At 57.6% G+C, this 13817-nt stretch carries 16 protein-coding genes, 1 other RNA gene and 1 pseudogene; 13 read left to right on the top strand and 5 right to left on the bottom strand.

What is annotated here, in order from left to right; translation table 11 throughout:
* Positions 1–52: 52 nt before the first annotated feature.
* On the bottom strand, positions 53–301 hold the full coding sequence (locus IHN22_RS04395) for a TIGR03905 family TSCPD domain-containing protein (protein WP_191433709.1): 249 nt from the start codon (positions 299–301) through the stop codon (positions 53–55).
* 200 nt (positions 302–501) lie between these two features.
* Between IHN22_RS04395 and IHN22_RS04390 the strand changes: the two genes are divergently transcribed.
* Positions 502–1062: a TetR/AcrR family transcriptional regulator gene (locus IHN22_RS04390; RefSeq protein WP_300985438.1), complete on the top strand. Its 561-nt coding sequence runs from the start codon at positions 502–504 to the stop codon at positions 1060–1062.
* A 183-nt stretch (positions 1063–1245) separates the two neighbouring features.
* Entirely contained in the window at positions 1246–2541 is a 1296-nt protein-coding gene (locus tag IHN22_RS04385) for a cation:proton antiporter (RefSeq protein WP_191433705.1), read from the top strand.
* A 51-nt stretch (positions 2542–2592) separates the two neighbouring features.
* Here IHN22_RS04385 and IHN22_RS04380 read toward each other — a convergent pair whose 3' ends face one another.
* From IHN22_RS04380 to IHN22_RS04370, 3 genes are all read right to left on the bottom strand, one after another.
* Positions 2593–3075: a DUF4358 domain-containing protein gene (locus IHN22_RS04380; protein ID WP_191433703.1), complete on the bottom strand. Its 483-nt coding sequence runs from the start codon at positions 3073–3075 to the stop codon at positions 2593–2595.
* Positions 3076–3120: 45 nt separating this feature from the next.
* Positions 3121–4419, bottom strand: a complete 1299-nt coding sequence (locus tag IHN22_RS04375) for an S-layer homology domain-containing protein (protein ID WP_191433701.1) — start codon at positions 4417–4419, stop codon at positions 3121–3123.
* 249 nt (positions 4420–4668) lie between these two features.
* Positions 4669–7260, bottom strand: coding sequence for a transglycosylase domain-containing protein (locus IHN22_RS04370; protein ID WP_191433699.1), 2592 nt, complete (start codon positions 7258–7260; stop codon positions 4669–4671).
* A gap of 298 nt (positions 7261–7558) precedes the next feature.
* On the opposite strand from IHN22_RS04370, the gene IHN22_RS04365 reads away from it, so the two are divergent.
* The 6 genes from IHN22_RS04365 to IHN22_RS04340 all read left to right on the top strand — a co-directional run bounded on the left by IHN22_RS04365 (position 7559) and on the right by IHN22_RS04340 (position 11405).
* On the top strand, positions 7559–7879 hold the full coding sequence (locus IHN22_RS04365) for a DUF1292 domain-containing protein (protein WP_242958817.1): 321 nt from the start codon (positions 7559–7561) through the stop codon (positions 7877–7879).
* A gap of 3 nt (positions 7880–7882) precedes the next feature.
* A non-coding RNA gene (gene ssrS / locus IHN22_RS04360) (6S RNA) lies at positions 7883–8084 on the top strand.
* A gap of 180 nt (positions 8085–8264) precedes the next feature.
* A complete protein-coding gene (locus IHN22_RS04355) occupies positions 8265–9863 on the top strand; it encodes a peptidylprolyl isomerase (protein ID WP_191433697.1) in 1599 nt (532 codons plus the stop codon).
* 52 nt (positions 9864–9915) lie between these two features.
* Positions 9916–10635, top strand: a complete 720-nt coding sequence (locus IHN22_RS04350; RefSeq protein WP_191433695.1) for a tRNA threonylcarbamoyladenosine dehydratase — start codon at positions 9916–9918, stop codon at positions 10633–10635.
* Positions 10636–10680: 45 nt separating this feature from the next.
* Entirely contained in the window at positions 10681–11049 is a 369-nt protein-coding gene (locus IHN22_RS04345; RefSeq protein ID WP_191433693.1) for a TSUP family transporter, read from the top strand.
* A complete protein-coding gene (locus IHN22_RS04340) occupies positions 11049–11405 on the top strand; it encodes a TSUP family transporter (protein WP_191433691.1) in 357 nt (118 codons plus the stop codon). The genes IHN22_RS04345 and IHN22_RS04340 overlap by 1 nt, the downstream gene beginning before the upstream one ends.
* Positions 11406–11412: 7 nt before the next feature.
* Here IHN22_RS04340 and ruvX read toward each other — a convergent pair whose 3' ends face one another.
* Positions 11413–11832 carry a Holliday junction resolvase RuvX gene (gene ruvX, locus IHN22_RS04335; RefSeq protein ID WP_087188158.1) on the bottom strand — a complete coding sequence of 140 codons (420 nt, stop codon included), beginning with the start codon at positions 11830–11832 and terminating at the stop codon, positions 11413–11415.
* 321 nt (positions 11833–12153) lie between these two features.
* Between ruvX and rpmG the strand changes: the two genes are divergently transcribed.
* The 5 genes and pseudogenes from rpmG to IHN22_RS04310 form a co-directional block, all read left to right on the top strand.
* On the top strand, positions 12154–12318 hold the full coding sequence (rpmG, locus tag IHN22_RS04330; RefSeq protein WP_087188137.1) for a 50S ribosomal protein L33: 165 nt from the start codon (positions 12154–12156) through the stop codon (positions 12316–12318).
* Positions 12319–12361: 43 nt separating this feature from the next.
* Entirely contained in the window at positions 12362–12646 is a 285-nt protein-coding gene (gene secE, locus IHN22_RS04325; protein ID WP_087188136.1) for a preprotein translocase subunit SecE, read from the top strand.
* A 10-nt stretch (positions 12647–12656) separates the two neighbouring features.
* The gene (gene nusG / locus IHN22_RS04320; protein ID WP_087188135.1) at positions 12657–13178 is read left to right on the top strand and encodes a transcription termination/antitermination protein NusG; all 522 of its coding nucleotides are present in this window, start codon (positions 12657–12659) and stop codon (positions 13176–13178) included.
* Between the two features lie 93 nt (positions 13179–13271).
* Complete coding sequence (gene rplK, locus IHN22_RS04315) at positions 13272–13697, top strand: 50S ribosomal protein L11 (RefSeq protein WP_087188134.1); 426 nt, start codon at positions 13272–13274, stop codon at positions 13695–13697.
* Between the two features lie 21 nt (positions 13698–13718).
* Positions 13719–13817, top strand: a pseudogene (locus tag IHN22_RS04310) (50S ribosomal protein L1); the annotation flags it as partial.

Below are 13817 nucleotides of genomic sequence, written 5' to 3'. Positions count from 1 at the left end.
CGTATACCAAAAAAGCTGGGGCGTGCATATGCACGCCCCAGCTTTTTTCTGTTTAGGCTTCTACCGCCTGTTTCAGTGCCTGGGCCAGCTGGTCCGGGCAGGAGGTGGCTTTGAAGTCGCAGCGGATGCCTTCCAGCCGCCGGATGGCCTCATCCACCTTCATACCCTCCACCAGACGGGAGATTCCCTGAAGGTTGCCGTTGCACCCGCCCTGGACCTGTAGGGAGCGGATCACGCCGTTCTCCACATCCACCACCATGCGGTTGGAGCAAACGCCCCTGGGACGATAATCAATGGTCATTTTTCTCTCTCCTTTGATGTTCCCGTTTAACGGGGCAAATCATACCATACTTTGGACAGGATTGCAATTCTTTATACCACTGTGGTATAATAAGCGCAAAAGCCGCAGATGCGCGGCTGTACATTTATACACCTGCCCTTTGTGCTATAAAGGGCAGGCTGCACCTGTTACACCAGTCTGAATGAGAGGAGGTGTGCCCATTGGCTCCCAGCACCAAACTGGCGCTTGCCAATTCTTTGCGGCGACTGCTGCAGAAGAAGTTCTTGGACGATATTACCGTCAAGGAGATCGTAGAGGACTGCGAAGTCAACCGGCAGACCTTCTATTATCATTTCCAGGATATCTATGATCTGCTCCACTGGTTCCTGGAGCATGAGACCACCGAGGTCCTGCAGCCCTGCACCTCCTGGCAGGAGGCTTTAATGACCTCCTTCCACTACATACAGGAGAACCATGTCATCATCTATCACATCTACCGCTCCAGCGGTCGTGAGCACCTGGACTGCCAGTTCTTCACCATGTCCCACGCCTTGACTGCCAAGCTGCTGGATACTGCCGCCGAAGGTCTTGTCATGGCGGAGCGGGACCGGGAATTCCTCATTGATTTCTATATGTACGCCCTGGCCGGCACCATGCTGGGCTGGCTGGCCGACGACATGAAGGAGGAGCCCTCGGAACTGGCTGCCCGCATCAGCTTTTTGCTGGAGGATGAATTCCGGCGGGTGGCTCAGCGCTTTTCCTCGTCCCCTCAGCCATCCTGATTTATCCATATATGTATCACCCCGGTAGGAATTGTCTTAGACAGTTCTTCCCGGGGAATTTTCTTGTCAGTTTTTTGAGTTGAATTATGACAGCAGCCTGAAATTCTATGCAGGTTGCCAGTTGATTTTTTGGCCAAAATAAACTACCATTTATAGTGCATTTTTACTACACTAGAGAGAGGGGTGTGGGATACGAGTTATCACTTTTTATTTGAGATCGCGGTCATCCTGTTGAGCACCAAGGTCCTGGGAATTGTAACCAAGCGGTTTGCGCTGCCCCAGGTCGTCGGCGCGCTGTTGGCCGGACTGCTGTTGGGCCCCGCTATGCTGGGCGTGCTTCAGGAAACCACACTGATGGACCAGCTGGCGGAATTGGGTGTTATTGTTCTCATGTTTAACGCCGGTCTGGAGACTGACCTGGGCGAACTGAAGAAGGCAGGCGCATCCGCTTTCATCATCGCCCTCATCGGTGTTCTGGTCCCGCTGGCAGGCGGCTTTGCGCTGGCCTGCTTCTTCAATACCGGAACTGACACCTTCCTGCAAAACGTCTTTGTCGGCGTGATCCTGACCGCCACCTCCGTCAGCATCACGGTAGAGACTCTGAAGGAGATTGGGAAGCTGTCCACCCGTTCGGGCAACGCCATTCTGGGCGCCGCCATCATTGACGATGTGCTGGGCATCGTGGCCCTTACCATCATCACCAGTATGTCGGGCACCGGCGCCAATGTGCTGATGGTCCTGCTGAAGATCGTGGCCTTTTTCGCCATCAGCGTGGTGGTATGGATCGTGCTTCACCGGATCGTGGAGTGGTGGTTCAAGCGATATGACCGGGATAAACGCCGGTTTGTTGTCATTTCCTTTGCGTTCTGCCTGCTGTACGCCTACTTTGCCGAGGAAGTATTCGGCGTGGCCGACATCACCGGCGCCTATATCGCCGGTCTGATCTTCGCCAAGACCCCCCGGGTGGCCTACTTGCAGGATCGCTTCGATACCCTGTCTTACACGCTGCTCTCCCCCATCTTCTTCGCCAGCCTGGGTCTGAAGGTGGTACTGCCGGATATGAGCGGCTCCATCGTTCTTTTCTCCGTCCTGCTGATCCTCTTGGCTGTAGTCTCCAAGGTGGTGGGCTGCGGGCTGGGCGCCAAACTGTGCCGCTACTCCAATCAGGATTCCCTCCGCATCGGCGTGGGCATGATCTCCCGGGGCGAGGTTGCCTTGATCGTGGCCAACAACGGCATTGCGGCGGGGCTGATGAACGACGACTTCTTTGGTCCCGTGGTGCTGATGGTTATCGCAACCACCATCCTCACCCCCATTTTGCTTAAGCTTGTCTACCGCGGCAAAGAAAAGGACTACAGCGACCTGCAGGAGAGCGAGCTGGTCAACCGCTACGAAGATGCCGCCGCCTTCGATCTGGCCGCTCAGGCCCTGCTGGAAGATCACGAACGCCTCCGCGACAGCGCTCACAAGCAAAAATAAGAAACAAAAAGCTCCGCTGCTATGGCAGCGGAGCTTTTCTTTTTTAAAAAATCAGCCGTTCAGGTAGCTGTTGTACAGCTCCACCAGCTCGTCCTGCTGGGGAGCGATGATGAGCCGCACATACACGCCGTCCCGCTTGACTTCGCTCTTTTCCACGATGGCGTACTGATCGGGCAGGTAGTTGTTGAACTCGTTGCGGCGGGCGTCCAGCCGACTCTGCAGCTTGCTCTCCACCGTCTTGGCGCTGTCCTCGTCCTTGGCCTTCACCAGCACGATCTCCTTGGCGGTAATGCCATCTGCTGCAAGGTTGGCGGCAAAAGCCTCCATATCCTCACTCTGGATGCCGTAGAAGTTGAGCATATCGTCCTGACTCAGCTCAATGCCACCCTCAATCGGGGCTTTCTCCAGCATGGCGTCCATCACTTTCGCCACATCCATATCGGCGGTCTTTGTCCCGCCGCTGCAGCCAGCGGCGCTAACCGCCATCATGACAGCCAATGCCAGCAGCAGTACGCTGCGTACTTTCTTTTTCATACGATCACCTTTCCGCGGTTTCTACCGCACTGTTTTTCCATCCGGTCAGCCGTTCTGACGGGCGGCTGCATCCTGCTTCAAATAATCCACCCAGATCCGGCAGGCCTCATCGGTGAAGTGCATCCCCATACCGGAGGCATCGCTGCAATAGGAATCGGGCAGATAGCCTTCCGCGTCGGTAAGCACCGAGGCGATGTCCACATAGTAGTAGCCGTTGCGGTCACACATCCCCTTCAGCTTCTCATTGTACAGCCGCAGGTTGGCGTTGTTAAGCACCTTTTTCTCATTGCCCTTGTGGATGGGAGTGGCCGACTGGACAAAGATCTGCAGATCGGGGGTCTTTTCCTTGATAAGCTTGAGCAGCGTCTCCATATTGGCCACCGAGCCGTCCACGCCATACAGGCCCACATCATTCATACCCAGCAGGATATAGAGCTTCTTGGCGCCGCAGGCGTGGACCGAGTCCTCCAGACGCATCTTGGTGCCCTGGTAGAGGGGATGCACCGACTCGTCGCTGACCTCCCACAGCGCATTTCCGCTGCCCAGGCTGCCGGCGGTAAGGAACTGGGCCTTGCCCAGATAGTCCGGATCGCTCTGGCGCATCTTGGTCACATATCCGGTCAGCTTCAGGGATACCGAGTCGCCTACAAAGACCACGTCGTCAAACCAGGCCCACTCATCTTCAGGTACTGCCGTGGAAACCGTGGGGGTGTCGCCCCCTTCGATCTTGCCGGCCAGATCCAGTGTTTTATAGAGGAGCGTGGCGGTCTCGCTGCGAGTCACCGGCTGGTGGGGCGCCAGAAGTCCGTCCCCGGTGCCGCTGACGACACCCCGGGCATACAGATCGCCAATAGCCGCCAGGGCCCAGCCGCTCACGGTGTCTACGTCCTGGAAATCGGCCAATCCGCCTGATAGTCCCTCTTTCTGTTCCACGCCGAATACCGGCAGGGCCCGCCACAGAAAGGTAAAGGCCTGCTCCCGGTCCAGGGAGGCCGCCGGGGAGAATTTCGTCTCAGAGGTACCCTGAGAGATCCCCTGCTCCACCGCCCAGCCCACCGCCTGATAGCAGGCGTCCTCCGGGCGCACGTCGGTAAAATTGGGCGTGGCTCCGGACGGGCTTCCCGCCGCCCGCCACAGGCTGAGCACAAAGTCACCCCGATTGATCTGGACCTCCCCCAGGAAGTTTCCAGTCTTGGTGGTGTACATCACATCATGTTCCACCATATAGGATACATAGGGGTAGGACCAATGATCCTGTGAAACATCCTGAATGGCGACCCCGGACGATCCGCCGGTCATCAGTGCCCCAGCCAATAAAAATGCGACCACCTGTTGGATCAGCATAATGTTCCCTCCTGCTGTGATTTGGCTTCAGTGTATCAGATTTTTCAGGTTCCGTCCAGAGAAAGAGGAAGATTCTTTTTGCTCCATTTTCCTTTTTTCCCACAATGATACGGAAGTATGCTTCAATATCGTTGGGCCCCAACGACTTTGCCCTTTTCCGACCTACTTCTTACGATTTTATGATGGCCCGCAATACCAAAAGCGGAGGAGCCGCCCAAAGGCAGCTCCTCCGCTTTCATACTGATTGGCTCATCCGGCGGGAACGTATGGTTCCTCCGGCGGCATCTCCGGCGTAGGCGCGGGAGACGGTGTTACACTGGGCTCCGTGGTCTCTCCACCGGACCCGCCCGAATCTGTAGGCTCCGGCGGAACCGTGGGATAGGTGGCCGGGTTGGTGGGATCGAAGCCAGGCCACTGCTCCTGGGTAGGCCAGGTAGATTGGTCCTCCAGCCGGAAGGTAGAGGGATCATACTCATCCGGCTCCGGCGGCTCCGGCTCCGAGGTGTGGACCGTACAGCTGCCCTGGGACTCCAGATACGCCTTGGTATACTGGTTGCTGCTGTCTCCGCTGGCCAGTACGCCGATAGACTTCACTGTACCCTCGGTGATCCCCAGCGCCTCGTTTGCCTCTCTGGGACAATAGTCGCCGGCCAGATGATACAGGCCCTCGATGGGATTGCCGTCGGCATCCAGAATGGGAGAGCCGGTACAGACATCCACCATCGTGTGCTGGTCGCAGTTCTCTACCGGCACATCCTCCGCGAAGAGGTACATCTGGTAGACCCGGTCCCCTCTGGGATCGCTGAGACAGGCCTCGGTGGCCCGCAGCCCGCTGTCCTTACACAGCTGTACCGGCGTCAGTCCGCTGGCCTGAGTGAAGTTCTTGTTATCCAGGCCTTCATGGACCTGACTCATGACCTTCTGCCACAGCACCGCCGCAGGGTTGTTGCTGGCATAGATCCGCTCGGGGGTCTTATAACCCACCCACACAGCTGCGGTGTAGTAGGGCGTATAGCCCACAAACCAGCGGTCGTTGTTGGCGGTGGTGGAACCGGTCTTACCGGCCACCGTCATGCCCGAGATACGGGCGGCAGTACCGGTACCGTTGCTTACCACGTTCTTGAGCATCTCATTCATATAATAGGTGGTCTTGGTGGAGAGAATGACTTCTTCTTCCGTTTCCGTGTTATCCAGCAGCACCTCTTCCACACCGTCCACCTCACGGGTAACCTTGGTGTAGGTCCGGGGCTCGATATACACGCCGTCCCGGGGGAACACCGAGTAGGCAGCCGCCATATCCATCACGCTGACACCGTGGGTCAGGCCGCCCAAAGCCATCTGGCTGGAACCGTAGTCATTCTTGACCTCACCGTTGCTCAGATAGGACTCCTCCAGGTCAATGTGGAAATTCTGCTCCACAAAGTCAAAGGAAGTTTCCGCCCCCATCTCCTCCAGAATACGCACCGCCACAGGGTTGGAGGACACCTCCACGGCGGTATTTACGGTGATATCGCCGCGGTAGGTCTGAGGATTGTTCAGAGGCCAGTTCTTTCCGTTGAGCACACGCACCGGTTCATCGGCATAGACCGAGGCCGGCGTAATCATACCCAGCTCAATGGCCGGCGCATAGACCGACAGGGGCTTGATGGAGGAACCAGGCTGACGGACAGTGCCGCTGGCCATATTGAGCACCCGGTTGGCCGTCTTTTCGCCTAGGGCGCCCGCCAGGCCCACCACATTGCCCTCGGGGTCAATGATGACAATGGAGGACTGGATATCCTGTCCCTTGGAGGAGGTAAGCACCAGACTGTTCTGATCGTAATAGACCGATTCCACAATGGACTGGATGCGGGTATCCACACAGGCGTAGATCTTCAGGCCGCCGGAGTACACCATGTTCTCCGCCAGCTGCTCGGAGTAGCCATATTCCTCCATCAGGTCGTTGATCACATCAGTGATGACCTGCTCGTCGTACCAGTTGTAAATGGTACTGGGCTTCTGCTCATCTTCGCTGCGGGTGAACACCAGTTCCTCCGCCACAGCTTCATCGTACTCCTCCTGAGAGATCATGCCCAGGTCCAGCATCTTCCACAGCACCAGCTCCTGGCGCTGCTTGTTGCGTTCCCGGCCGGTGGTGACCTCGCCGGTCTCCTCATTGGTGATACGAATGTTGGAGTTGGGGCCATACAGGGTGGGGTTATTGGTGATGCTGATGAGGCTGGCGCACTCGGCCAGGCTCAGCTCAGACACGTCCTTGCCAAAGTAGTTTTCGGCGGCGGTTGCCACACCATAACAGTTGTCGCCCAGATAGATCAGGTTCAGATACCACTCCATGATCTGCTCCTTGGAGTAGGTGGCGTCAAAGTCCAGGGCGGTAAAGATCTCCAGGATCTTACGCTTGACGGTAACGTCGTCATACTGAGTGGCGTTCTTAATGAGCTGCTGGGTAATGGTGGAGCCGCCCTGGATATCCTTTCCGGTGAACATGAGCAGCACGCCGTTGAGGGTACGCTTCCAGTCCACGCCATTGTGGGTCAAAAATCGCTCATCCTCAATGGCAATGGTGGCGTTGACCAGATTTTCCGGGATCTGATCGTAGGTCACTTTCTTACGGTTCTCTGTACCGTGAAGGGAAAAATGTTCCTCGTATTCTCCCGTCTCCTGGTTCATATAATAGATGGTGCTGGTCAGGTTCATATCAAAATTGGCGTCCAGATGGGCCTGAGGCAGGATGACTGTTTTGATATAGACCATGGCGAAGCAGACGAGGATGATCCCGGTGATCAGCATGACCAGCAGGAAGGTCCCCACGACCTTGCCCACGATTCCCAGGATATGCATCGCGGGACTGTAGGTCTTTTCGCTCCGGCGCCTGGGCGGCCGGGGACTTTGATTGGATCTTGACGGCAAAAATGACACCTCCGTATGGGGTAAGCAGGCTTTTGGTACTGCTATCTGCAATGAAAGCTTACAGAGAATCGATGCTATTATATCACGTTCTCACCTGTTGTCCACCCTCTTTCCCGGCTTTTTTGTATCCATTCCGTGATCTAAAAAAATTTTAGCACGTCCTGCTCTTGCATTTTACTCAACTACAAGCTACAATAGAGACGACACTAAGGAAGGTATGGTGCCATCTATGAGTGAAGAATTTGGCCCTGATTTCATCACCGTTACCGATGAAGAGGGCAACGAGTTTGAGCTGGAGCACGTTGATACCCTGGACTACAACGGTCAGACCTATATGGCCTTTTTCCCCGCCATTCAGGGCGAGGAACAGGAGGACGGCGTGGAAGAGGTGGACCTGGACGACGAGGAAAACGGCCTCATCATCCTGAAGGTGGTCCATGTGGACGGCGAGGACCAGCTCTCCACCCTGGACAGCGACGAGGAGCTGGAACTGGTCTATCAGCAGTTTATGGAAGCTCTCTTCGCTGACGAAGACGAGGAACATTCCTGAACATGATTCCTGCTCGGTGCGTGACGGGTTTTATTTAAACCCACATCTCTTAAACGGGACGCCCCCTCATGGTGCGGACTGCAGGCCTCCCGGCGCCCCTTCGAGGGACGGCTGGAAGTTGGAAGCAACGAAACATCATGGAGGCGACCCACCTGCCATTTCGTGCAGGTTTTAAATGGATCCGCACGGCCAGAGCGGGGCCCCCACGAAACTGTGGTTTCGTGGGGTTTTCTTATATCCGCAAATCTGAACAAAGTGTAAAACTGGTTTTTAGGCTTGAAAGACAGGCCCTTTTCCTGTATAATACAGGCTTGTCTATACAGATTTGGATGTACAGCCACCCCTGCCGACGGCAGGAACATTGACGAGAGGACTGAAGCAACAAATGAGCGCATCCAGAGAAAAAAAGCAGCGCCGGAGCGATCCCCAGCAGGGCTTGACCCAAAAGCAGCGGGCTGAGCTCCGGGAGCAGAAGGCCGCCAAGCAGAAAACGGTATTGTATACCGCCATCGGCGTGATTATCGCCATCCTGGTAGTCATTCTGCTGGTGTGGCACTCCGGTATTTTCCAGCGCGGCGCCACCGCCCTCACCGTGGACGGCCGGAATTATAATGTCAACGATGTGGAATACTATTTCTACGCGGCCATGGTTGAATCCTATTCCAACGGCGCCTCCTTTGATCCTCAGACCGACCTGCGTGAGCAGTATGTGGACGAGGAGCAGACCCAGACCTACTATGACTACTTCCTGGAGCAGGCCATTGATGACCTGACCGAAGTGGCCGCTGTGGAGAATGCCGCTGAGGAGGCCGGGTATACCTTTACCGACGAGGATCAGGCCACCGTGGACAATTCCATCGCCTATATGAAGAGCTATGCCGCCCAGCTGGGCGCCAGCAGCTTTGAGGGCTACCTGAGAAGCACCTATGGCAAGTATATGACCGTGGGCGCCTATGAGGACTGTGTCCGTCGGGATGTGCTGGTTTCCAGCTATAAGAACGCCTATATGGACGGTCTGGATATCACCGGCGACGCCATCCAGACCTACTATGACGAGCACAAGAATGATCTGGACAGCTTCACCTTCCGCTCCATCCAGATCGACGGCACCGCTCCCAGCGGCACCGACGAGGAGGGCAACACCGTGGAGCCCACCGAAGAGGAGTCCGCCGCCGCCATGCAGGCCGCCAAGGCCAAGGCCGACGAGTTCGCCGCTGCCGTGGAGGCTGCCGAGGACAAGGAGGCCACCTTTGCCGAGCTGGCTCCCAACTATGTGTCTGAGAGCAGCAAGGAGAAGTATGAGAGCGATCCTGACTACTCCCTGACCACCGCTCTCTCCGGCACCAGCGTCTCCAGCCGCACCTACGGCGAGTGGATGCTGGATGCCTCCCGCACCACCGGCGACGTGGGCGTGGTGGAATATGATACCGGCTACTATGTGGTGCTCTTCCAGAAGCGTTACCTGGACGAGACTCCCACTGCCGACATCCGCCACATCCTCATCAAGGCTGAGCTGACCCAGGAGGATGATCCCGCCACCGAGGATGTGGACGAGTCCACCGTTCCCACTCAGGAGTCTCTGGACGCCGCCAAGGCCGAGGCCCAGTCCCTGCTGGATGAGTGGAACGCCGGCGACAAGACCGCCGAGTCCTTCGGCGCTCTGGCCGAGGCCAACTCCGATGATCCCGGCTCCAACACCAACGGCGGTCTGTATGAGGAGGTCTACAAGGGTCAGATGTTCGATGCCTTTAACGACTGGATCTTTGATGAGGCCCGTCAGCCCGGCGACACCACCCTCATTGAGAACACCAACTCCGGCCAGCAGGGCTGGCACGTGGTGTACTACCAGGGTGCCAACGATCCCGTCTGGAAGCTGGACGCCGACAGCGCTCTGCGTCAGGACGGCATGAACACCTGGCTCACCGGCCTGACCGAAGGTCTGGAAGCGGTCCAGGGCGACGGCATCAAGTATGTAAACGACTAACGACCAAAAGGCGGACGGAGCCCAGCCCCGTCCGCCTTTTTTCGGAGGCTTTATGGACGAAAAATTCTTACGAACCCAAATGCTGCTGGGCGACCAGGCTATGGAGCGCTTGACCGCCGCCCATGTGGCGGTATTCGGCCTGGGCGGCGTGGGTAGCTGGTGCGCCGAGGCCCTGGCCCGCTCCGGCGTGGGGGCCCTCACTCTCATCGACCATGACGAGGTGGGACTCACCAACCTGAACCGTCAGGTGGAGGCCACCCTGTCCACCCTGGGCGTGCCCAAGGCCCGGGCCATGGCAGACCGCATCGCCGACATCAATCCCCAGTGCCGCACCACGGTCCGGGTGGAAAAGTACGAGGCCCAGAACCGGGAGTCCTTCTTTTCCACAAAGTACGACTACCTTGTGGATTGTATCGACCTGGTGTCCTGCAAACTGGACCTGATCGAGACCGCCATCACCCGAAACATCCCCATTCTCTCTGCCCTTGGGACCGGCAACAAGCTGGACCCCTCCCTGTTCCGCATCGGGGACATCTCCAAAACCGAGGGCTGTCCCTTGGCTCGGGTGGTCCGCAAGGAGCTGCGGGCCAGAGGCATCCACCACCACCGGGTGCTGTGGTCCCCGGAGGAACCCAAGGCAGCCACCCAGCATGAGGCTCCGCCCCCCGGCCGCCGCTCCGTCCCCGGCAGCGTAGCCTGGGTGCCCCCAGTAGCGGGGCTCATGATGGCCGGCGACGTGGTACTCACGCTGTCCGGTCTGCAACCCGTATAAAAACATCCCTCCGCCGGCAAACTAAGGCCAACGGAGGGATGTTTTTTGCGTCAGAATCATGGAACATGGCTCCGCCCCGCTCTGGCAGGAGGGGCGGCGGGCTTAGTCAACGGTTTTTTCGGGGGCGGGGGCGGTATGGTGCTGGTCCCCCTGCTGGCAGGCTGGTGCGGCCTGGGACAGCGGAAGGCTTTCGCCACCTCAGTCGCCATCATTCTGCCCATGTGTGCCCTGTCCGCCGCCATCTATCTGTTCCGGGGCGGCGTGGATTTGTGGATGGCACTGCCCTATCTGGTGGGGGGCTTGCTGGGCGGTCTCCTGGGCGGGAGGCTGTTTCGGCGTATGAATATGGTGTGGCTCCGACGGCTCTTTGCCCTGCTGCTGCTCTACGGCGGGGTAAAGGCCCTGTTCTTCTGATGGGCTGGCTGACCGCCATTCTGGCAGGGGCTCTTACCGGCATCCTGTCCGGCTTTGGGGTGGGAGGCGGCACCCTGCTGCTCATCTATCTGACCACCTTTGCCGGTATCGCCCAAAACCAGGCTCAGGGCATCAACCTGCTCTACTTTCTGCCCTCGGCCGCCGCGGCTCTGCCCGCCCACATCAGGAACGGTTATGTGGAAAAGCCGGTTCTGCTCCCCGCCATCCTCACCGGCCTTGTGTGCGCGGCTCTGGCCGCCTGGGCGGCCACCGGAATGGACACTACCCTGCTGCACCGCTGCTTTGGAGGATTTCTCCTGGTAGTGGGCTTGCGGGAGCTGTTCCGGAAAGGGTAGGTATTCCTTATCCTCTGGCCCGCTTGAAGGTGAGGTAGCCCTCCAGGATCAGGGTGGCCGCAACGGCATCCACGGTCTTCTTGTGGTTTTTCATCTTCTTGCCCGAGGCGTGGAGGATGTTGTGGGCCTCCACGGTGGTGCGCCGCTCATCCCACAGCACCGGCTTCAGGCCGCAGGTCTCTTCCACCTGGGCGGCAAAGGCCTTGTACAGCTCCGCCCGGGGGCCCTCGGTGCCGTCCATATTCCGGGGAAACCCCATCACCAGCTCGTCCACCTGGTGTTCCTTCACCAGCCGGGCCAGCTCCTCCGCCACCACATCCGCCTTACGGCTGTGGATGACGGTGGTATATCCGGCCAGCAGGCCGGTGGGATCGGAGATGGCAACGCCCGTCCGGGCGTCGCCGTAATCAATGGCCATGATACGCAAGATCATCACTCCTTTTTCTGCTTTCTACACTATACAAAAGGAATGAAGAAAAAACAAGTGGAAACTGCTTGACTTTGGTCTCATGCTGTGGTATAGTTCAGTTACCTATGAAAAAGGGCTCTTTTTTTGTGCGCATTTTTACGGTGTGATGACGTGCGAAACCCTTCCCTCCGCGTGAGACATAGGGAGGCAAATGTGCCGAATCCGCACCGTGACGTTCCATCCGGCAGCGTTTCGCCGCCGGTACGTGCTGGATTCGGCCTGCGGCCGCATCCGGCATTTTTGCTGTTATGCGGTCAAACAATGAAGGAGGTGCCGAACATGGCGAAGGCCGGCAACCGGGTGAAGATCACCCTGCGCTGCTCCGAGTGCAAGCAGCGGAACTATAACACCAACAAGAACAAGAAGAACACTCCCGACCGTCTGGAATTGAAGAAGTACTGCCCCTTCTGCAGAAAGCACACGGTCCACAACGAGACCAAGTAATGAGCTCTGCAAGACGGCTCAGAAGAAAGAAGGGTTAAACGGAATGTCTGAAAACGAGAAGCTCGAGCAGACCAAGCCCGCCAAGTCCGAGAAGAAGAAGGACGCCAAGGCGGACAAAAAGCCCGGCTTCTTCGCCCGCATCGGCAAATGGTTCAAGGAACTCAAGAGCGAGCTGAAGAAGGTCCAGTGGCCCACCAAGAAACAGACCATTAACAACACCGTGATCGTCATTCTCTGCTGTATCGTCGTTGGGATCTGCATCTGGGTGTTCGACGCCCTCGCCGGCTCCGTGATTCGTGCCCTGTTGGATCTGTTTGGCAAGGGTTAAGGTGTCGAAGATGGCTGAGAACGCGAAATGGTATGTGGTGCATACCTATTCCGGCTATGAAAACACCGTGGCCGCCAGCATCGAAAAGGCAGTGGAGAACCGCGGCCTGCGGGACCTCATTTTTGAGGTCAGTATCCCTCTGGAGACCGTTACCGAAATTACGGACAACGGCCCTAAGACCGTAGAGCGCAAGGTATTTCCCGGCTATGTGCTGGTCAAAATGGTCCTGACCGACGAGACCTGGCATCTGGTACGCAACGTGCGCGGCGTCACCGGATTTGTGGGCTCCGGCAACAAGGCCATCCCCCTCTCTGACGAAGAGATCGCCGCTCTGGGCGTGGAAAAGCGCGAGGTAGTGGTGAACTACCAGGTAGGCGACAACGTCAAGATCATCAATGGCGCCCTGGAATCCTTCCTGGGTACCGTGGAGGAGATCGATCTGGACCGCAGCAAGGTCCGGGTGGTAGTCTCCATGTTCGGTCGTGAAACTCCCGTAGAGCTGGAACTGGACGAGGTCGAGCCAGTCGAGTAAGCCTCCGGGCACGGCCCCTTTCCCCCGCACGTGGGAGGGACTGCACAGCAGTTCCGCTTCCAACCACATTTATCGTAGGAGGTGCTGTTTCAAATGGCACAGAAAATTACTGGTTATGTGAAACTTCAGATTCCCGCCGGCAAGGCGACTCCCGCGCCCCCCGTCGGTCCTGCCCTTGGTCAGCACGGCATCAACATCGCCGCCTTCACCAAGGAGTTCAACGAGCGCACTAAGAACGATGTGGGCCTGATCATCCCCGTGGTGATCACCGTTTACGCCGACCGTTCTTTCACCTTTATCACCAAGACTCCTCCCGCCGCCGTCCTCATCAAGAAGGCCTGCAACATCGAGTCCGGCTCCGGTGTGCCCAACAAGACCAAGGTGGCCACCATCAGCAAGGAAGATGTGCGCAAGATCGCCGAGACCAAGATGCCTGACCTGAACGCGGCCAGCATCGACGCGGCTATGAGCATGATCGCCGGCACTGCCCGCTCCATGGGCATCGTGGTGGGCGACTAAGCCGAAGGAGGGAATAGAGCAATGTTTAGAGGCAAGAAATATCAGGAGAGCGCCAAGCTCATCGACAAGGGCGCTCTGTACGATACCGCTGAGGCCATGGAGCTGGTGGTCAAGACCGCT

The sequence above is a fragment of the Flavonifractor sp. An112 genome (genome assembly GCF_904377885.1).
GTDB classification, from domain to species: domain Bacteria; phylum Bacillota; class Clostridia; order Oscillospirales; family Oscillospiraceae; genus Flavonifractor; species Flavonifractor avicola.
This window is presented reverse-complemented; position numbering and strand designations above follow the sequence as displayed.